15 protein-coding genes and 1 tRNA gene are annotated in these 19,256 nt (G+C 56.5%); 7 read left to right on the top strand and 9 right to left on the bottom strand.

All coding sequences use genetic code 11. The features are described 5' to 3' along the window. Positions 1-20 precede the first annotated feature (20 nt). Both JM93_RS20725 and ppk2 read right to left on the bottom strand, forming a co-directional pair. The gene (locus JM93_RS20725; RefSeq protein ID WP_145347451.1) at positions 21-1,043 is read right to left on the bottom strand and encodes a Gfo/Idh/MocA family protein; all 1,023 of its coding nucleotides are present in this window, start codon (positions 1,041-1,043) and stop codon (positions 21-23) included. Positions 1,044-1,141: 98 nt separating this feature from the next. Continuing rightward, a complete protein-coding gene (gene ppk2 / locus JM93_RS20730; RefSeq protein WP_145347453.1) occupies positions 1,142-2,053 on the bottom strand; it encodes a polyphosphate kinase 2 in 912 nt (303 codons plus the stop codon). 176 nt (positions 2,054-2,229) lie between these two features. On the opposite strand from ppk2, the gene JM93_RS20735 reads away from it, so the two are divergent. Genes JM93_RS20735 through JM93_RS20760 form a run of 6 tightly spaced genes read left to right on the top strand, consistent with a single transcriptional unit; the run spans position 2,230 to position 9,773 of the window. Further along, positions 2,230-2,862, top strand: a complete 633-nt coding sequence (locus JM93_RS20735) for a TetR/AcrR family transcriptional regulator (RefSeq protein ID WP_244300971.1) — start codon at positions 2,230-2,232, stop codon at positions 2,860-2,862. 1 nt (position 2,863) lies between these two features. Beyond that, entirely contained in the window at positions 2,864-4,471 is a 1,608-nt protein-coding gene (locus JM93_RS20740) for a carboxyl transferase domain-containing protein (RefSeq protein WP_145347455.1), read from the top strand. 10 nt (positions 4,472-4,481) lie between these two features. Further along, positions 4,482-6,476 (top strand): acetyl/propionyl/methylcrotonyl-CoA carboxylase subunit alpha, encoded by a 1,995-nt coding sequence (locus tag JM93_RS20745; RefSeq protein WP_145347457.1) that lies wholly within the window; start codon positions 4,482-4,484, stop codon positions 6,474-6,476. Then, positions 6,463-8,103 (top strand): acyl-CoA synthetase, encoded by a 1,641-nt coding sequence (locus JM93_RS20750; RefSeq protein ID WP_145347459.1) that lies wholly within the window; start codon positions 6,463-6,465, stop codon positions 8,101-8,103. The genes JM93_RS20745 and JM93_RS20750 overlap by 14 nt, the downstream gene beginning before the upstream one ends. Beyond that, positions 8,104-8,964 (top strand): hydroxymethylglutaryl-CoA lyase, encoded by an 861-nt coding sequence (locus JM93_RS20755; RefSeq protein ID WP_145347461.1) that lies wholly within the window; start codon positions 8,104-8,106, stop codon positions 8,962-8,964. Then, positions 8,961-9,773: a crotonase/enoyl-CoA hydratase family protein gene (locus JM93_RS20760; protein ID WP_145347463.1), complete on the top strand. Its 813-nt coding sequence runs from the start codon at positions 8,961-8,963 to the stop codon at positions 9,771-9,773. Before JM93_RS20755 ends, JM93_RS20760 begins: the two co-directional genes overlap by 4 nt. Here the strand turns inward: JM93_RS20760 and JM93_RS20765 are convergent. The 7 genes from JM93_RS20765 to hemC form a co-directional block, all read right to left on the bottom strand. Next, a complete protein-coding gene (locus JM93_RS20765; RefSeq protein WP_208995375.1) occupies positions 9,770-10,591 on the bottom strand; it encodes a hypothetical protein in 822 nt (273 codons plus the stop codon). The two genes, JM93_RS20760 and JM93_RS20765, sit on opposite strands and share 4 nt — an antisense overlap. Positions 10,592-10,799: 208 nt before the next feature. Beyond that, the gene (locus JM93_RS20770; protein ID WP_208995377.1) at positions 10,800-11,621 is read right to left on the bottom strand and encodes a response regulator; all 822 of its coding nucleotides are present in this window, start codon (positions 11,619-11,621) and stop codon (positions 10,800-10,802) included. A gap of 318 nt (positions 11,622-11,939) precedes the next feature. Further along, positions 11,940-12,015 (bottom strand) — tRNA-Thr (locus JM93_RS20775). Between the two features lie 182 nt (positions 12,016-12,197). Further along, positions 12,198-14,231, bottom strand: coding sequence for a heme biosynthesis HemY N-terminal domain-containing protein (locus JM93_RS20780; RefSeq protein WP_145347465.1), 2,034 nt, complete (start codon positions 14,229-14,231; stop codon positions 12,198-12,200). Between the two features lie 80 nt (positions 14,232-14,311). Then, positions 14,312-16,258 (bottom strand): COG4223 family protein, encoded by a 1,947-nt coding sequence (locus JM93_RS20785; protein WP_208995379.1) that lies wholly within the window; start codon positions 16,256-16,258, stop codon positions 14,312-14,314. Positions 16,259-16,378: 120 nt separating this feature from the next. Then, a complete protein-coding gene (locus JM93_RS20790; RefSeq protein ID WP_145347467.1) occupies positions 16,379-17,086 on the bottom strand; it encodes a uroporphyrinogen-III synthase in 708 nt (235 codons plus the stop codon). An 8-nt stretch (positions 17,087-17,094) separates the two neighbouring features. Beyond that, positions 17,095-18,018: a hydroxymethylbilane synthase gene (gene hemC, locus JM93_RS20795; RefSeq protein WP_145347469.1), complete on the bottom strand. Its 924-nt coding sequence runs from the start codon at positions 18,016-18,018 to the stop codon at positions 17,095-17,097. A 139-nt stretch (positions 18,019-18,157) separates the two neighbouring features. On the opposite strand from hemC, the gene tsaD reads away from it, so the two are divergent. Further along, positions 18,158-19,228: a tRNA (adenosine(37)-N6)-threonylcarbamoyltransferase complex transferase subunit TsaD gene (gene tsaD / locus JM93_RS20800; RefSeq protein WP_145347539.1), complete on the top strand. Its 1,071-nt coding sequence runs from the start codon at positions 18,158-18,160 to the stop codon at positions 19,226-19,228. Positions 19,229-19,256: the final 28 nt, after the last annotated feature.

The following is a 19,256-nucleotide window of genomic DNA, read 5'->3' on the forward strand; positions in this document are numbered from 1 at the left end:
CGGGTCTTCCGCTGCGCGTTTCACCGTACAGTTTGCCCGATCTCAACCCAGCCGCCCACGCGCTCAGACTCGAACAGCGCGTCGAGGATTTTCATGTTCTGAACCGCATCTTCCGGTCCATATGGCAGAGTGTCTTGCTTGAGCACAGCGCGACCGAAGACGTCAATCATTTCGGCATACTGATCGAAGATGCCGATGCCCTCTGGCTGTGCCGACGCGTCGCCCAGCGCAGTGCCCTCATCCAATTTCAGAGATACCGGCTCTGTCTGCGGCGCGTTGAAGGGAACCGGGATTTCAAGACGTTGCGTCGTGCCAAAAAGATGGAGCCGCTGGTAAGGCACAAGCTGAGTTGAAACTGTGAATTCAAGCCTCCGCCCTGCGCCAAAGTCGATCAATGCACTCGTGAGCCGATCCGTGCCGAATTCCGGATCGCGGTCCGCCAGCGTAAGGACACCCACCGGTTCACACTCAAAAAAATATCGACCGGCAACCAATGGATAACATCCGATATCCATTAGTGCACCTCCGCCGATGTCTGCTTTGTTGCGGATATTGCCAGGGTCTGCATTGAAATAACTGAAAAAACCCTGGATCACTTTAAGTTCGCCCAGCGCACCCGACCGCACAATTTCCCGAGCCCGGATCCACTGCGGATGCGCGCGCACCATAAACCCTTCCGAAACATGCTGTCCCTTCGGCAGGTCCAGAAGTTGGGCCGCCTCCTCCGCATTCAACGCAATCGGCTTTTCACAAAGAACATGTTTTCCGGCACGCACTGCCGCCAGTGTCATGGGTATATGCATGTGATTGGGCAACGGATTATAAATCGCATCAATATCGGTGTCGGCCAACAAGTCTTCGTAGGACTCGTAAGCCCGCTCAATTCCAAGCTCGTTTGCCGCTTTTTGGGCCGATTCCCGGTTTCGAGACGCAATAGCCAATGGCACCCCCGTGCGGGACCTCTGTATACCAGGAACCACTTTCGTCCGACCAATCTTTGCTGTCGAAAGAATGCCCCAGCGGACAGAATTGGCCTGGCTCATCAAAGTCTCCCTTAAAAAAAACCTGCACGGCTCATCCGTGCAGGTCAACTCATGACAAGGGTCAACCTGGCTTGCAAGACGTGTTCAGAGCCAAAAGCCTAATATTTTTTAGGCACGTAGAGATGCTCTGGCAGCACTTTGCGTTCGTAATCGGGATTGAACACACGATCCGGCAAGGTAATCGGCTCGTGTGCAATTTCATGATATGGAAGCATGGACAGGAAGTGACTGATACAGTTCAGGCGGGCCTGTTTTTTGTCATTGCCTTCAACAATAAACCATGGTGCTTCGGGGATATTTGTACGCTCGAATGTCGCTTCCTTTGCCTTGGTATAGTCTTCCCAACGCACCCGGGACTCAAGATCCATGGGAGACAGCTTCCACTGCTTCAAAGGGTCGTGGATCCTCATGAGGAAGCGCAATTGCTGCTCCTCATCGGTGATCGAAAACCAATACTTAATCAGTCTGATGCCAGAGCGCACGAGCATACGTTCAAATTCAGGCACGTCGTTGAAAAACTGATCCACCTGATCTTCGCTGGCAAACCCCATCACGCGCTCGACACCGGAGCGGTTGTACCAGGATCGGTCGAACAGAACGATCTCACCAGCTGCCGGCAGATGAGGCACGTAGCGCTGAAAATACCATTGGGTCTTTTCACGCTCAGTTGGCGCCGGCAGGGCGACCACCCGGCAAACGCGGGGGTTTAGCCGCTGGGTGATCCGTTTGATCACACCGCCCTTGCCGGCAGCATCGCGGCCTTCAAAGATGACGACTACCTTTTCGCCGGTATGCTGAACCCAGTCCTGAAGCTTCACAAGCTCTGCCTGCAATCTCAGCAATTCGTGAAAATAGAAATTCCGGTCGAGAGGTGACTTGTGTTTCTTGTCGGAAATGAACGCCAGATCTTTGGCGATCAGATTGTCGTCGATCTCCATTTCCAATTCTTCGTCAAGGCTATCAGCCCACTCTGCCTCGACCCATGTTTTGGCAGTTTGATCGTCGCTCATCTTCATGTCCTTCAAAAATCCACGAAACGTATCGCTACTGTGAAGCTGGTTACCATGTAGCTTTTTTGACAATTTTCCAACCATGAGCAATTGGATGCCGCTCTGGCTGACATGACATGAACATTCCGGTTGAAAATGAATGATCGTTCATTTATTTTTGCAAGCGGAGGACCGACTTGGATATTTCACCGGACAACAGAACACATCGGACAAAAGGCTCTGAAACGGCAGCACGTGTGCGCGGCGCAGCGCTACGGCTGTTTGCCCAGAACGGCTACGCAGCCGTGTCCATGCGTGAAATCGCAAATGAAGTAGGTGTCCGGCCCGGCGCGCTCTACAATCATTTTTCGACGAAGCAAGACCTGCTGAAGCATCTGATGCTGTCGCATATGGCAGCGCTGATGGAAGCTTGGCATCACCAACTTGGCAATCCATCCGCAAGCGACCCGCTGGATACCTTTGTCCGCTTCCATATCCGCTATCACCTCGACCGGGCAGACGAAGTTTTTATCTCCTACATGGAGCTTCGAAACCTTGAGCCGCAGAACTTCAAACAGGTGGAAACCGAACGGCGGAAGTATGAAGCCATACTCACCGGTATTTTGGAGGCCGGTTCCAAAGCCGGAGTTTATGCCGTCGAAGACGCGAAGGTCACGACGCGGGCGATCATCGCCATGCTGACCGCCATCCCGTCCTGGTATCGGGATAATGGCGCACTGAGCCGCCAGCAAATTGAAGACCTTTATTCCACGATGGTGCGCAAGTCCGTCGCACCAGGCCTGCCTTACGAACCCCGGGAGAACGGATGACATGAGCATCCTTAAGTCGAGCCTGTCGCCGCGCAGTGAGCAATTTGCCGCCAACAAAGCCGCCCACGAAGCCGCCATGTCGGAGATCCGTGCTGCAGCGCAATTAGCCCTTGACGGCGGCGGCAAGGCAGCACGGGATCGGCATGTGTCCCGCGGCAAGATTCTCCCTCGTGAGCGTGTTTCCCGGCTGCTCGATCCAGGTTCGCCTTTCCTCGAAGTTGGGATGCTTGCCGCGCACGACATGTATGAGAGCGCTGCGCCGTCTGCAGGAATGATTGCCGGAATTGGCCGGGTAGAAGGCCAAGACGTCATGATCTTGGCCAATGACGCAACAGTGAAAGGTGGAACCTACTATCCACTGTCGGTAAAAAAACATCTGCGCGCGCAGGAAATCGCCGAACAGAATAATCTGCCCTGCATCTATCTTGTCGACAGCGGCGGCGCGAACCTGCCAAACCAGGATGAAGTTTTTCCGGACCGTGATCACTTCGGCCGGATCTTTTTCAATCAGGCGAACATGTCGGCCAAAGGCATTGCCCAGATCGCAGTGGTGATGGGCTCCTGCACAGCGGGCGGCGCCTATGTTCCGGCCATGTCTGACGAAACTATCATCGTCAAAAACCAAGGAACAATCTTTCTGGCTGGACCGCCACTTGTCAAAGCCGCCACCGGTGAAGAAGTAACGGCGGAAGACCTCGGCGGCGGCGATGTGCACACGCGCCTTTCCGGCGTTGCTGATCATCTTGCAAGCGATGATGCGCATGCACTTGCGCTCGCGCGCCGTACCATCGCCAGTCTCAACAGAACGAAACACAGCCAATTGGCTGTGCAGACACCAGAAGAGCCGCTGTATGATCCGGATGAAATCCTGGGAGTGATACCTGCCGATCTGAAAACGCCCTACGACATTCGCGAGGTGATTGCCCGGATCGTCGACGGGTCCCGCTTTGAAGAATTTAAGGCACGCTACGGCACCACGCTGGTTTGTGGTTTTGCACATATCCACGGGATGCCGGTCGGAATCATCGCGAACAATGGCGTTCTTTTTTCAGAAAGCGCTATCAAAGGCGCGCATTTTGTCGCGCTTTGTTCCCAGCGCAAAGTGCCTCTGGTGTTTTTGCAGAACATAACCGGCTTCATGGTGGGCCGGAAATATGAGAGTGGCGGCATTGCGAAAGACGGTGCCAAACTTGTCACAGCAGTTGCTACGACATCGGTTCCCAAGATCACCATGCTGGTCGGCGGATCCTTTGGCGCCGGCAACTACGGCATGTGCGGCCGGGCCTATTCGCCGCGGTTCCTGTGGACCTGGCCAAACTCCCGCATTTCCGTAATGGGTGGTGAGCAGGCCGCGGGCGTTTTGGCAACGGTTCGCCGCGATGGGATCGAACGCAAGGGCGGCACTTGGTCTGCGGACGAGGAAGCCGCCTTCAGGCAACCGATCGTCGACCAGTTTGAGGAGCAGGGGCACCCGCTTTATGCCAGCGCCCGGCTTTGGGACGACGGTATCATCGACCCACGCAAATCCCGTGACATTCTGGGGCTCTCCCTGTCAGCTGCCCTGAATGCCCCGATTGAAGACACGCGCTTTGGCCTGTTCCGGATGTGAGGAGTAGAACATGTTCAAAAAGATCCTCATCGCCAATCGCGGCGAAATCGCCTGCCGGGTCATGGAAACCGCGCAAAAGCTTGGCATAAGGACGGTGGCAATCTATTCCGACGCGGATGCTGGCGCGAAGCATGTTGCCATGGCTGACGAAGCTTTTCGCGTCGGCCCTTCCCCCGTATCGGAAAGCTATCTGAAAACCGATCGAATTATCGAGGCCTGTAAAATCAGTGGGGCCGAAGCTGTTCATCCGGGCTATGGATTTCTATCCGAAAACCCGGAGTTTGTTGAAGCGCTGGAAAAGGCTGGCATTGCGTTCATTGGCCCGAGCGCAAACTCAATCCGAGCGATGGGTTTGAAGGATGCCGCGAAGGCCTTGATGGAAAAAGCTGGTGTCCCTGTTGTCCCCGGCTATCACGGAGACAATCAAGACCCGGCATTTTTGAAAGAACAGGCCGCTGCCATCGGTTATCCGGTCCTGATCAAGGCCCGCGCCGGCGGCGGCGGCAAAGGCATGAGACGCGTGGATGCCGCCGAGGACTTTGACGACGCCCTGCAAGGCGCTCAACGTGAGGGCGAAGCCAGCTTCGGCGACGGCCGTGTGTTGATTGAAAAATACCTCACAAAACCACGGCACATCGAAATCCAGGTTTTCGGCGACACTCATGGCAATGCCGTTCACCTGTTCGAGCGCGATTGCTCGCTCCAACGCCGGCATCAGAAAGTTATTGAAGAAGCGCCTGCGCCAGGCATGCCGGAAGCCATGCGCCAGACCATGGGCGAGGCCGCAGTCAAGGCCGCAAAAGCAATCGATTACTCCGGCGCCGGAACCATCGAGTTCATAGCGGACGTTTCAGAAGGGCTCCGTGCCGACCGTTTCTATTTGATGGAAATGAACACCCGCCTTCAGGTGGAACACCCTGTCACCGAACTCATCACAGGTGTGGATCTTGTTGCGTGGCAGCTGCTCGTCGCGGCGGGTAAGCCGCTTCCAAAAACCCAGGCGGACCTTTCATTCAATGGCTGGGCATTTGAAGCCCGTCTTTACGCGGAGGATGTGCCGAAGGGATTCCTGCCGGCCATAGGCACGCTTTCGCATCTGCACCTGCCGGAAGACACCGCACGCGTCGACAGCGGAGTACGTCCGGGCGACAGTATCAGCCCGTATTATGATCCGATGATCGCGAAAATCATCGTTCATGGACCAACCCGTGAGGCGGCCCTTGGAAAGCTGCTGGCCAGTCTCGAGAAGACCGAGGTTGCCGGTTGCGTCACCAATGCCGGCTTCCTGGCAGCCCTGTGCCGGCATACTGGGTTTTCGAATGGCGATGTCGATACGGGTCTAATCGACCGTGACCTCGACAACCTGGTTGCCGAACCCGAACTTCCCGAAGATGGCATTGCGCTGGCAGCCATTACGGCGCTTGGCCTAACCGAAGAAGCTAACGGAAATGATCCTTTCGAAACGTTGAAGGGCTGGCGGATCTGGAGTGCCTCACGGCAATTTGCTTATTTGGAGATCGATGAGGAGCGCTTGGACATCGAAGTCCATGTACGCGGCAAGAACCACTTCGATGTTCATCTTCGAAGCGGACAGGCTCGCTATAACATCATCAGCATGGATGGTGCGCGCATCGTGTATGAACGAGACGGCCACCGGGCCTCAGGAGCCGTCGTTCTGTCTCAAAATACCGTCACCGTCTTTACCGGTGGTCATGCTTTTGAAATTGGCCTCCCGGACCGGCTTAGTTCTGATGATGACGCAGCTGGCGCCGGGGATCAGCTGATTGCCCCGATGCCTGGTCTAGTAAAGGTCCTGAACGGGGAACCGGGAAAGAACGTTTCGAAAGGCGATGTGCTTGTCGTTCTGGAAGCCATGAAAATGGAACACACCCTGCGGGCGCCGCGCGATGGTGTCATTGGAGAGACGCTTGTAAAGGCTGGCGAGCAAGTAACGGATGGCACCGTGCTGTTGACTCTTGCGGAGGAAGGCGATGCGGCTGCCTGAGGCTTCGACATATGACGAGCTCCAGCAACGGTTCGACTGGCAGATACCGGAACGTTTTAATATCGGCGTGGCAATCTGCGACGACTGGGCAAAGAAAGCACCGGATCGCGAAGCACTGATTTACGCCGAACAGGACGGTCCGGCCACAGTCTACACCTATGGTGACTTGCAGCGTTTATCGAACCAGCTTGCAAATCTTCTGCAAAGCCGGGGGGTTCAGCCCGGCGACCGGATTGGGGTTCTGCTGCCTCAGCGGCCGGAAACAGCCTTTGCCCATATCGCCGCCTTGAAGCTCGGGGCGATCACAATTCCGCTTTTCACGCTATTCGGCGACGAAGCCCTTGCTTATCGGCTCAAGGATTCGGGCACCAAAGCTGTGATCACTGACAATAGCGGCGCTGAAAAACTACGCCGGATCAGAAGCGAGCTGCCGCACCTCACCTCCGTCTTTACAGTAGAGGGTGATACGGCCGGCGCCGAAGATCTGATGACATGCCTTTTCGGTCACGAATCTGTCTTTGAGCCTTTCGACAGCGGGCCGGATGATCCCGCCCTAATCATCTACACATCCGGAACCACAGGTCAGCCCAAGGGGGCTCTTCATGGCCACCGGGTGCTGCTTGGCCATCTGCCTGGAGTGGAGATGAGCCACGACTTCCTTGGCCAGCCGGGCGACAAAATCTGGACCCCTGCAGACTGGGCCTGGATTGGCGGATTGCTCGATGTGTTGATGCCGGCACTTTATCTCGGGGTCCCGGTTGTTGCCTGCCGGTTTAAGAAGTTTACAGCGGATGCGGCCTTCAAATTGCTGCATGATTACAAAATCCGGAACACGTTTCTCCCACCAACAGCACTCAAGATGATGCGCCAGACCGACGCGTCTACAGACAGCTGGCAGCTGAATTTAAGGTCCGTTGCCTCTGGAGGTGAAACTCTTGGTGCCGAGCTGATTGAATGGGGCCAAAAAGTATTCGGTGTCACCATCAACGAGTTTTACGGTCAAACTGAATGCAACATGATCGTCTCCAGTTGCGCGGCAATCATGCCGCCCCGGCCGGGGATTATGGGCCGGTCGGTGCCCGGCCATACCGTGGCAATTGTAGATGATAGCGGAACCCTTCTGCCCAACGGGGCCTTTGGCAACATTGCCGTGAAAAGCCCGGACCCGGTTATGTTCCTGAGTTATTGGAACAATCCGGAGGCAACTGCCAAAAAGTTTGCTGGCGATTGGCTGTTGACCGGGGACACCGGGGTTCTGTCCAAGGACGGCTGGATCCGCTTCGTTGGCCGGGACGACGACGTCATTACCTCTTCCGGATACCGCATCGGGCCCGGCGAAATCGAAGACTGCCTTCTCAAACATCCCGCTGTTGCCATGGCCGGTGTTGTCGGCAAGCCGGACTCTCAGCGTACCGAAATCGTTAAGGCATTTATTGTGTTGAAAACGGGCTTTGAACCAAGTGATGCGCTGGCCAATGAGATCGCGGAGTTCGTCAAAACCCGTCTGGCAGCACATGAGTATCCACGCGAAGTGGCTTTTGTAGACTCGCTGCCAATGACCACGACGGGCAAAGTAATCCGCAAGGAGTTGCGAGCCCAGGCCGCCGCAGAAAGGAAAGACGGCTAAATGTCCGAATTTGTGACCATATTCGAGATGGGGCCAAGAGATGGGCTGCAGAACGAGACGAATTTTGTTCCGACAGGACAGAAGATCGAATTGGTGGACCGGTTGTCGGGATGCGGCTTCCGAAAAATTGAAGTCACAAGTTTCGTGAGCCCCAAATGGGTTCCGCAAATGGCCGACGCGCAGGAAGTCATGGAAGGCATTTACCGCCATCCCGCAGTCACTTATTCGGTGCTAACACCCAACGTTAAAGGGTACGGCGCTGCGGTTCGCGTCTCTGCTGATGAGGTCGCAATTTTTGGGTCCGCCTCCGAAGGGTTTTCTCGTAAGAACATCAACTGCTCTGTTGCGGAAAGCATTGAACGCTTCAAGCCACTGATCGAAAAAGCGCAAAAGGATGCCATCCCGGTGCGTGGATATGTCTCCTGTGTAACTGATTGCCCGTATGATGGCGCTACTTCACCGGCCAAGGTCGCTGAAGTGGCAAAAACACTTTTTGATCTTGGCTGCTACGAGATTTCGCTTGGTGACACGATTGGCGCCGGAACCCCCGAGACGATTGGCAAGATGCTGGATACTGTGTTGGGTGATCTGCCGGCAGAAAAGCTGGCCGGCCATTTTCATGACACGAAGGGCCGTGCGCTGGAAAACATTGAGATCAGCCTCGACAAGGGCCTACGGACGTTTGACAGCGCCGTAGGTGGTCTTGGCGGATGTCCTTATGCCCCAGGCGCAAAAGGTAACGTGGCAACCGAAGCCGTGGCGGCTTTGCTTTCAGACAAGGGATTTGAAACGGGGCTCGACATGGACAAGCTGAAAGATGCTGCCGCCTTTGCACGGTCATTGAGGGGAGCAAGCGCATGACGTTCGAAACCATTCACCTGGCTGTAGACAAGCGCGGTGTTGCGGCCCTGACCCTCAACCGTCCGGACAAACACAATGCTATGTCAGCCCAGATGATTGAAGAGCTCACCGCCGCAGCTTCATTCCTCGCCGAGGATGCATCCGTACGAGTTGTGATCCTCACCGGCAGTGGAAAGAGCTTTTGTGCAGGTGGCGATCTTGGCTGGATGCGCGAACAATTTGTTGCGGATCGGGCGACACGGATGCACGAGGCCCGCAAGCTTGCCATGATGCTAAAAACGCTTAACGAGCTGCCGAAACCCCTCATCGGCAAGGTTCAAGGCCAGGCATTTGGCGGCGGGGTTGGATTGTTGAGTGTCTGCGACACCGTCGTAGCCGTCGATACCGCCAAATTTGGCCTGACGGAGGTTCGCCTCGGGCTGATCCCCGCGACGATCAGCCCCTATGTTCTAGCCAGAATGGGCGAAGGCAAGGCTCGACGCGTTTTCATGTCCGCTCGTGTTTTTGATGCGGCAGAAGCTCGGAACCTTGATCTTGTCGCGCGCGTGGTTCGCGCCGAAGAACTGGATGGTGCCGTAGAGGCAGAAACAGAACCGTATTTCGCAGCATCACCAGCGGCCGTTGCTGCCTCAAAACGCCTGGCCCGGTCGCTTGGTCCGCAGATCTCAAACGAAGTTATTGACAGCACGATTGAGCAGCTTGCCAACGCTTGGGAAACTGCGGACGCTAAGGAAGGTGTGTCCGCGTTTTTCGAAAAAAGAACGCCTGCTTGGACTGAGAGTGCCAATGCAAGCCAACAGGTAACTTAGTGCCTCCGGGCGTGCTCAATAAGGGCTGCAATGCGGGCGACCTGCTGCTGTTCGATCTGGGGCGTATCTTCTTCATCCGCGCCATACATCCGCTCACGCATTTTTCGAATTTTCTTGCGCTGGCGCTCGCTGATACCCTTGGGCAACTCCACGCCCGCCCGGTCCATGCCGACGAGAATCCGCTGCAGATCAGGGATCAGCTCGGATGAAATCGTGAATTGTGATCCGTCTTTGCGAGTGAATACCAACGTTTTGGTCTGATTTGCGGGCCCAAGAAGTGCCACATTGGACCGCTGCGCCAGACCGAGAAGCCCCAAAAACCGTCCAAACCCTCCTTTGGCGACCCAATGCTTAACTTTCACATCTGCAAGGTCGACGTAGCGGACGCGGGTTTTGAGACCCAACAAAGCAAACTCGAAACCGTTTCCAAAAAAGCGAACCCATGAAGTTTCCTGACGAATGGCAATTAGGAAGATCATCAAGGACGCGCATGCAGGTACCAGCAAGAGCAGAAAGAACCAACCCATGGGCCCGTTTGCATTGGCCATGCCAAGCACCACAATGGAGAATAGCGGAACACACAAAAGAAAGCCGCCTATATCGGTCACGACTGTCGGCGGTGATGGTTCGGGCTTGATCGCGCCGCTTGGCAGGCTCGGCCTTGGCAAGGCCGCGTAGATCCCTGCACCGGCGACAAGGCAGAGCAGCCCACTGATCGGCGCCATGAAGCTGGCCATCCCGATCACACTCAAGACGCCAAGAAATGCCGGCAGAATGCGCCGGACAACTTCAATTTTTGCCGATTTGCCAAGGAGCATGTTTTCGCAGCCGGTCTTCGTGATTCGAACCGAGAAACCACTTCACCCTTATTGGAATCATTTCGCAGGGACAGGTCAAGCGGAAGGCGCGGTCATACTGTTACTAACCGTTTCAAAAGATGCTTGTGCGAAGCTGATGGCCAGCCCGCTCAAGCTGTGAGAGGGCGGACTACACGCCATTGGATGCGTCCCAAATGACCTGCGGCGCTTAGGACGCCTTGCGCTCCCGTTCGAAAAAGCTGAACAAGTCGCGCACTTTGCCGAAATTTGGGTCATCGAGCCCAAGCAGCTTGTGCATGACCGTATCAATGTCCTGTGCCGTGAACGGCTTTTTCAAAAATCCGGTGATGCCGATAAATGCAGCTGACCGCTCCAGGTAGGTCGTGTCGTTTGTTGACATCATGTAGATCGAAATCTTGCTGGACTGATCTCGGATGGCACCGGCTAGTTCCAAACCGTCGACATCCGGCATATGGAAATCGGTCAGTACGATGCGGAACTTTCCAGTCGATACCATTTTTAAAGCTGCAGCAGCACTGTCTGCCTCTGAGATATCGAAATTAAACCGGCTGTTTTCAAGGATCTTTCGGGTCAGTTTCCGCATGGTCGTGGAATCGTCCACGATGAGGATCGGATATCCCTCAGTCATGGTTATGTAAGATGAAACGATCCCGGCAACGTCTTCTTGATGAAACGGCTTCTTCAGAAAGTGATAGGCGCCGAACTCGGTGAAAATCGCGCGGGCCTTTTCGTTCATGTCGCTGGACATTGCGATTGCCAAGCAGCCATTCGACTTGGTCTCTTTCATCGCAGAAATGACTTCGGGTCCGGACAGGCCAGGCATGTTGATATCAATGAAAGCGATATCGATCTGCTTCTTGTGAAGCACATCCAGGGCTTGCTGGCCGTCGGGTACGACATCGATTTCAAAATACCGCTTCGACTGATGCGTTTTGATGCCGGCGCGGACCACATCCCGCGCGATCGCACTGTCATCAGCGATCAAGACCCGGATCATTTTATGCAACATTGGCGCATTTCCCCTGGCGCGTCCTAAACACGCGTCCCCCTATCCCGGCTACGTCTTCAGCTACTATTGCCGTGTTTCTTACAATGAAATGTTTTAAGTAAGTCTTCACATAGCAGAGGAACACCGCTTCGTCTTTACAAGTGAGAACAACGGCCTTTTAATATGCGGCACATGCGCTGCATACTTTCTCCGCAATTACGGAAGTTTTTTGGGGGCAGTGGGGTGAAAGCTTGTCGTCATAGGTCTACCCGCTGACAAGCGGCAATGCCTTGAAGGGCGGGGCGAAAATGGCTGAAAAGCGAAACGCTCAAGCTTAAATGGTGCCGCTGATAGGACTCGAACCTACGACCCCATCATTACGAATGACGTGCTCTACCAACTGAGCTACAGCGGCTTCCCGCCCAAAAGTCGGGCGCATTTGGGTGCTCAGCACCCGGAATGGACGGCTAATTACCGGACAGGCGCGTTCGATGCAAGCGTATTTCTGATCCGTGATAGCCTGCCCCGTCAGCCCGCCACCAAGATTTCGTTCAATGTTTGGCTGAAGGGACGTGAAACGGCAGGTTGGCCGCCGCTTCAATTGAAAAATTTAGACTGCGTTTTTTTGGAATCGTCTTCGTCATCGGCCGGTCCCGGATCATCAGGCATCCGGTTAAACGGAAATTCGATTGGTTTGTCGAGATCGGTTTCCTCTGCGGTAGACGCTGCTTTTCCTTGTCCGTTTTTACCGGTGTCCTGGGTGTTTTGTTGTCCGGTCGAGGTCTCAGGCCCCGCACCGGACGGCTCCTCGGGCGCGCTCGTTTCACCAGCTGAAGGTGTTGTGTTTCGACCGCGTTCAACCGGCGCCGCGCCTACCAATTGTTCAGAAGCATCAGGCGTCACCTTGTCTTTCAAGGACCCCGCTGCCGCGGCGCTCTGTTCCGGTTCGGAAGTTTCGCCTTCTGGAACGTCAACGGTTTTTTCAGGGCTCGCCCCCTTTGGCGTTTCAGCACCTGTAGCAGCATCCGCGTGCGTGTCCGGCAACTTCGCCGGCGCTGGCGCATGATGGATATCGTCCGTCGTCCCCTCGTAACCGCCTGGTTTCGTGTGAGGCCCAGCTGCCACCGCCGGGTCGTCCTTGCCGGTCTGCGCAGCCTTTTCCGCAGATGTATCAGCTGCCTCGGGCGGGCGCGGATTGATTTCTTTCATATGAACCTTTGGCGCCGGCTCTTCGCCGGAAGTGTTCGGTGCATCTGCAGTTTGATCCGCGGCGCCATCGCCTGCCCCTGCTGGCAAAACCGGCGCTTCGAACAGGCTGTCTTCGATCATTTGACCATCTTCTTGACCGGGCAACTGATTGGGCGTGGTCCATTCAAACACATCAAGTTGGCCAGTCACCGGCGAAACCGCCCGCCACTCGGAGGACACGATGCCATCGGCAACCCAGGCTTTGTCAAGCGGCGCACGGACAGCACGCGCCAACCAATCACGCATACGACCCACATCTCCATGCTCGGCTTCTTCAAGCTCAGCCATCAGCAGGAAAGCTCCGCGGGTCGGGTCACTTTGAAGGACTTTCTTGAGCTGTTCACGCGCCTCCGTAAATTCGCGGGCCTCCATCGCCGCCCGCGCAACTGCCAAAGCACCAACCGAGGTGTTTGCCCGCTGAGCGGCAAGCGACTTCACCCGCTTCAGGCGGTCGACGGCGGAATCCCCGGTCCGGACATGAGCATAAGCGTCAGCCAAATCGGGATGCGGCGCGAGGCGCCATGTCGTCTCGACAACTTTAGAAGCTTTACGCACATCGCCACGCCGCGTCGCAAGCCTTGAGGTGATAACCGCAGCAGGAACCAAATCCTGCGCCAGGCCATGCGCCTCCTTGGCGAGCGAGAAAGACCGTTCAGGCTCCTGATCCTCCAGCTTTTCAGCGAGGGCCGTTAAAATCACTGCACGCTGGCGCCGGTAGGTTTTCTTATCGAGTAGCTTTGCGCTGTAATTGCGCTCGAGAGTCGTGAGTGCCTGGTCCCAGTGGCTGGCAATCGCCTGGTAGCCCAGAACGGCTTTTCCGGCCCATTCCAGACCCGGCTGGGTCTTGGCAGCTTCTTCAGCATAGTGGCGCGCGGCAACCGGTTCGTTCTGTTGTTCGGCTTCAATAAACAGCCCATGGAGGCCGAGCGCGCGCGTTTCAGGCTCGTCCAGCATGCTCTCAAACAATGCCCGGGCCTCATCATTTCGTCCGGCAAGCTGAGCGGTCTGAGCGAGGAGCAGTTTCGCCGCAGGCTCACCTTTGAGAAGCTTTTCAGCGTCAAGCCCGTAGCGGCGGGCAAGTTTCGCGTTTCCGGTGCCCAGAGCAATGAGCCCATGAGACAGCGCCTCGTACCCTTTGTCTCGCCGGCGGCGCCGAAAGAAGCGCGTAGCGATCTTGGGAGACCGTAGAATGGCGGAAATCAACCAGACCGCCAGGAGAAAGACGAACAGCAAAATGCCGGCCACGATTGCGACGACCACGGGCGGCTGTTCCCACACATAGCCCTGCCAACTCACCGAAATTACGCCAGGCAGGTCCGCCATCCATGCAAAGCCCAAGGCAAGCAGGAACAAAAGGGCAAAGAACAAAAGGACGCGGATCATTTCCTACGCTCCGTCACAATCTTCCGGCACGAGGCCGTTTTTCCATGCGATCCAGCACCCATAACGATGCCGGAACTGGTTCAGCTGTCCTTGCGTGCAAGCTCGGACAAGACTTCCTGCGAGGCCTTTTCGGTCAGCCCATCGACTTCAACCCGCGCCTTCGCCCGGGCCGCCCAGTCACTCCCCGCAGCTTGTGCGGCAGCAGGCAATTCCTGATAGGCGGTGAGCGCTGCACTCAGGTTTCCATTTGAGACCGCGTTCTCCATGCGCCGCAAGGTTGCAGCAGGTCCGGAGCCATCCGCATCGCCCGGGCCGCGCACGGAAACAATCGATTTTGCGCTGGCAAGAAAACTGTCGAGCAGATCACCGGACTGCTCTGGCTGGGCAAATGTTCCAAACATCTTCCGCGCCACTCCCGGGAACTCGGCGATCAACACCGAAACCGGCGCAATCCCGTTTTCCGCATGAGCCTCCAGCGCTGCAAGATCCGTATCAGCCGGCAAGCCGGCCTTCACGGCTGCCAATTCCGTCTGATAGGGCCGACCGGAATCGACAGCGGATTTCAAAGCCGACACGGAAAGCGCCCGGGCTGCCACTTCTCGAGCAGTGGCATCGCCCATCGTGCTTTCAACGGTCGCTATACGCGCGGACATGGCGGCAAGCTCGCTCTTGATTTCAGCGAGAGACGCTGACTGCGTTTGCGCCATTGTTTGAATATCGGACGATAGGCTGGCGAGAGTATCGCTTGCACGAGCCTGGCTGTCGGCCAACGTTTTCAACGAGGTGTCGGAGGTTGCCACTGCCGTTTGCGCTGCCTTTGCGGTGGCCTCGGCATTCTCGACCTTGCTCTGTAGCGCATTCATATCATTTTGCAGGGACGTGACCGACTGCTGCGCTGACGATGCCGTTTCGGTCGCCGCGTTAAGGTTTGTCTCAATCCCGGCCACCTTGCTTTCCAAACCGGCAAGTGCATCAGCTGAAACAGCGGCCCCACCGCCTGATGCCGCACCGCCCTCTGCACCCAGCTGGCTTGCAACGTCATCAATACGGGTTGTCAGCGACGCGACATCACTTTTCAGCGCTTCAAGTGCAGAGCTGGTATCTGCCGCCCCGGAACTGTCGCTGCCGGAAACTGCATTGGCAACAGTTCCCTCAAGGCCACTTAAGCGGGTTTCAAGTTCCGCAACACGCTGCTGGGCTGCCTGCGCGACACCGTTTTGCGACAGGTCCGCAATCTGCTGTTCAAGGTTCGCAATTTTCGTCTCTGCGCTTTGAAGAAGCGCACTTGTCTCTTCGCTCGCGCCAGCCGGCAGCTTCAAGACACCCGCCGCGTGCAAACCGTAGGCCGCTGACACGACGACGACCCCGCCAAAGACCGCAGCCCCCAACATACCCGCAAAACCGGATCCAGATTTTTCCGGAGAAGCCGGCGGCGTAAAGGACTTGGACCCACTGCGGCTCTGAGATGACGAGCTGGAAGCCGCTGCCGGTTTTCCAGCGTCCTTGTCAATTGCCGAAGCCGTCTTTGAGGATGATGCTGATGTATTCACAGTCGCGGAAGCCGCACCCCCGCCACCGACGGGTTTCGCCGTTGTCCCGGATGAGCCGGAGGGTTTCGCCGTATCGCTTGTGGAAGAGGCGGTTTTCTTGGCGTCTTCGCCAGTTTTTCCAGAAGTAGCCGCGCCGCTCTTCGCGGACCCGGAGGCGGTAGCGGTTTCCGGTTTGCTGCCCGAAGCAGTGGACTTCACATCCTTGTTAGCGGATTTTTGATCCGTATTGGACGCTGCGGATGAATCACCAGCCGCGCCCTGTTTTGCCGCAACTTTCTCAGGTTTCAAGTCGATGGTGACCGGTCGTTTGCCGGAGCCCGATGCAGCAGCTGAAGACGTAGCTGATGACGCACTGGAGGATGGTTTTGTATCTTTTGCAGTCTCGCCCTTGGCGCCACCTCCGGAACCGGCTGATTTTGAAGTCTCGGCTCCTGAAGATGTTGACGATTTTCCGGAAGGGTCTTTATCCGATGCCATCTTGTCTCCTCCTGGCCCATGCCGGGCTGTCTAACCTACTATACACGCCCGACAGGCAAGTGATACCGCAACCGCGCAAGTCTTTTTTCGCATCGCAAGAAATGGACTCGCTGCTTCGGGTTAACAGTCCGCTAACGCTAAAGCGAGCATTGCTTGCTCGTTCGGCTTTGCGGGAAATTTAAGGCAGCCCGCACCTCGTAGGTCCCCGGCCGCATTTTCGGACATGGCAATGACAGTCTGGTTTTTCAAACAGCATCCCAAACCCGCCGCTTCCAATAACTCTTTAAAGAATAAACCGGTTCTGCGTGAATAGATCAACACGGCCGTATAGTGTCCGTCGCGCAAACGAATTTGAACATCCCGTGGCAACGCAGGCGCTCTTTCCATTGCATAGATCTGAACCGTCCGGCACGTCACACCGCGCTTTGCAAGCATGCCCTCAAGATCGCCGGCGCGGTCACGCGCGCAGGGATAAAGCACATCGCCATTGATCGATTGAGACACAATCAAATCTGCCAACGCCACAACATTGCTGCCGGCGGTATAGACGGTTGAAACCCCCGCAATCCGCAAAGCCTCGGCGGTGCTGTTGCCGACAGCAAACGCAGGCAGACCACATAGCTGATTGAACTCCGGGTGCCTGGCCAGCAACGCAACGACCCGACGGCTGGTCACTGCCAAAGCTGCAACCCCGTAAAGCTGGAACGAGGTGGGCAGCTGCGATGTTTCCACCAAGAGCGGCGCTTCGTCGGCCTCATGCCCCGCACTGCGAATGTTGTCTGCGGTTTTCGTGCAATCAGGTTGCGGGCGTGTGACGAGAAACCGCATCGATTTGTTCACGAGGCCAAGAAGTTCGGTCCCGCCATCTCCTTGAGCGCTTCGCCCGCGGACCGGCCAAGGCCTTCAGGGTCAGAGACTGGACCACGTGTCTCAATGTCATGAACCATCGACCCGTTCGGCTTCAGGATCGTGCCGCGGAAGCGGATCGTGTCGCCGACCACTTCCGCAAGCCCGCCAATCGGCGTCCGGCAGGAACCATCCAACACCGCAAGGAACGCACGCTCGGTTTCCAGCCGGACATGCGTGTCTTGATCATGAATTTTTTGAAGCATCGCCAAGGTTCTCTCATCTCCAACGCGGCTCTCGATACAGATTGCACCTTGGCCCACGGCGGGCAGAAATTCCGTGGTGTCCAACAAGCTGGTCACAACATCTTCCAAGCCGAGTCGCTTGAGCCCTGCATAGGCGAGCAAGGTCGCATCAACCTGCCCCTCTTCAAGCTTTCGGAGCCGGGTCTGCAAATTGCCACGATACATGACCACATCAATGTCCGGCCGCAGGCGCTTAATCATTGCCTGGCGGCGCAGCGAACTGGAGCCCACAACAGCGCCTTCAGGCAGACCGGCCAGCGTTTTTGCTTTAGGCGAAATGAATGCGTCCCGGACATCTTCCCGCGGCAGGAACGCCGTAAGAGCCAGCCCGTCGGGTAGCACAGTCGGCATATCTTTTGAGGAATGGACCGCAAGATCGATACGACTGTCCAAAAGTGCTTCTTCGATCTCTTTGGTGAATAGGCCTTTGCCCCCAACCTCGGACAGGGGGCGGTCTTGTATTTGGTCGCCGGTTGTTTTGATGACGACGATCTCGAACTGATCTTCCGCCAGGCCGTGGGCCGCCATCAGGCGCGCGCGCGTCTCGTGGGCTTGTGCAAGGGCAAGAGCGCTGCCGCGCGTTCCGATACGCAAAGGAGTTGATTGCAAGAGAACAGATCCCGATGTATGGCCCACCAAGGGCACGCCTAGAAACTACGATTATGCGACCGAGCGAATGCCCGACACTAGATGGCCCAATGCAGCAAACCCAATGACTTCAGTCAATCCGCTTGAACCCACATTGCAAATGACGGTGCTTGGTATTGAAACAAGCTGCGATGAAACGGCTGCGGCTGTGGTGCGCGGACCGGCAGAAAAGCAGATCCTTTCAAATGTCGTGCGGTCGCAAATCGATGATCACACCGCCTTCGGTGGCGTGGTGCCGGAAATCGCAGCCCGCGCGCACATCAAAGTTCTGGACGGGATTATTGCCGAAGCCCTGTCGAGGGCGGACTGCGGTTGGGATGACATTGATGCGGTTGCTGCGACAGCGGGCCCCGGTCTGATCGGCGGCGTGATTGTTGGCTTCATGACCGCCAAGGCTATTGCCATGGCCTCGGGCAAACCTATTATTGCCGTCAACCATCTGGAAGGCCACGCCCTCACCGCCAGACTGACCGACGACCTGCCTTTTCCCTTCCTGCTTCTGCTGGTTTCGGGAGGGCACAGCCAGTTTCTTCTGGTTCGGGGCGTTGGAGATTATGAGCGGCTGGGAACAACCATCGACGACGCCATCGGCGAAGCCTTTGACAAAACCGCCAAACTGCTCGGCCTGCCCTATCCAGGAGGGCCGGCCGTCGAGCACATGGCTCTTGCTGGCGATGCCGGTCGATTCAAATTGCCGCGCCCATTATTGGACCGTCCCGGTCTCGACATGTCCTTCGCAGGCCTAAAGACCGCACTGCGGACCCAAGCCAAAAAGCTCGAACCCATTGATGACCAAACAATCGCGGATTTATGCGCGGGATTTCAAAAGGCTGTTGCAGATGTACTCGCAGCCCGCACCAAAGCCGCCCTTCAGCTTTTCGGCGAACGGCACCCCGATGTGCCGCCAACACTCGTTGTTGCGGGCGGGGTTGCCGCAAATCAGGAAATCCGCACATCGCTCCAGGCTGCAACAGCTGCAGCACAGGCAGATTTCATCGCGCCGCCGATGGCATTGTGCACTGATAACGCTGCCATGATCGCATGGGCGGGGATTGAACGGCTTGTTCTGGGACCTGTTGATGACATGGCGCTGCCCCCAAGACCCCGTTGGCCGCTGGACGCCACAAAAGCAGCCGTTTTAGGTGCTGGAAAAAAAGGCGCCAAGGTTTAAGCCTTTATGACCAATGCTGCAATGCGAC

It is taken from the genome of Roseibium hamelinense (genome assembly GCF_007830545.1).
In the GTDB taxonomy this organism is placed as follows: domain Bacteria; phylum Pseudomonadota; class Alphaproteobacteria; order Rhizobiales; family Stappiaceae; genus Roseibium; species Roseibium hamelinense.

What these genes read in the sequence shown, in the direction of transcription:
- JM93_RS20765 (WP_208995375.1), bottom strand. Translation starts at nt 10,591, where the DNA reads ATGCTCCTTGGCAAATCGGCAAAAATTGAAGTTGTCCGGCGCATTCTG.
- JM93_RS20790 (WP_145347467.1), bottom strand. Translation starts at nt 17,086, where the DNA reads ATGCGGTTTCTCGTCACACGCCCGCAACCTGATTGCACGAAAACCGCA.
- JM93_RS20750 (WP_145347459.1), top strand. Translation starts at nt 6,463, where the DNA reads ATGCGGCTGCCTGAGGCTTCGACATATGACGAGCTCCAGCAACGGTTC.
- JM93_RS20760 (WP_145347463.1), top strand. Translation starts at nt 8,961, where the DNA reads ATGACGTTCGAAACCATTCACCTGGCTGTAGACAAGCGCGGTGTTGCG.
- JM93_RS20785 (WP_208995379.1), bottom strand. Translation starts at nt 16,258, where the DNA reads ATGGCATCGGATAAAGACCCTTCCGGAAAATCGTCAACATCTTCAGGA.
- JM93_RS20740 (WP_145347455.1), top strand. Translation starts at nt 2,864, where the DNA reads ATGAGCATCCTTAAGTCGAGCCTGTCGCCGCGCAGTGAGCAATTTGCC.
- JM93_RS20745 (WP_145347457.1), top strand. Translation starts at nt 4,482, where the DNA reads ATGTTCAAAAAGATCCTCATCGCCAATCGCGGCGAAATCGCCTGCCGG.
- JM93_RS20770 (WP_208995377.1), bottom strand. Translation starts at nt 11,621, where the DNA reads ATGTTGCATAAAATGATCCGGGTCTTGATCGCTGATGACAGTGCGATC.
- JM93_RS20725 (WP_145347451.1), bottom strand. Translation starts at nt 1,043, where the DNA reads ATGAGCCAGGCCAATTCTGTCCGCTGGGGCATTCTTTCGACAGCAAAG.
- tsaD (WP_145347539.1), top strand. Translation starts at nt 18,158, where the DNA reads ATGACGGTGCTTGGTATTGAAACAAGCTGCGATGAAACGGCTGCGGCT.
- JM93_RS20780 (WP_145347465.1), bottom strand. Translation starts at nt 14,231, where the DNA reads ATGATCCGCGTCCTTTTGTTCTTTGCCCTTTTGTTCCTGCTTGCCTTG.
- ppk2 (WP_145347453.1), bottom strand. Translation starts at nt 2,053, where the DNA reads ATGAGCGACGATCAAACTGCCAAAACATGGGTCGAGGCAGAGTGGGCT.
- JM93_RS20755 (WP_145347461.1), top strand. Translation starts at nt 8,104, where the DNA reads ATGTCCGAATTTGTGACCATATTCGAGATGGGGCCAAGAGATGGGCTG.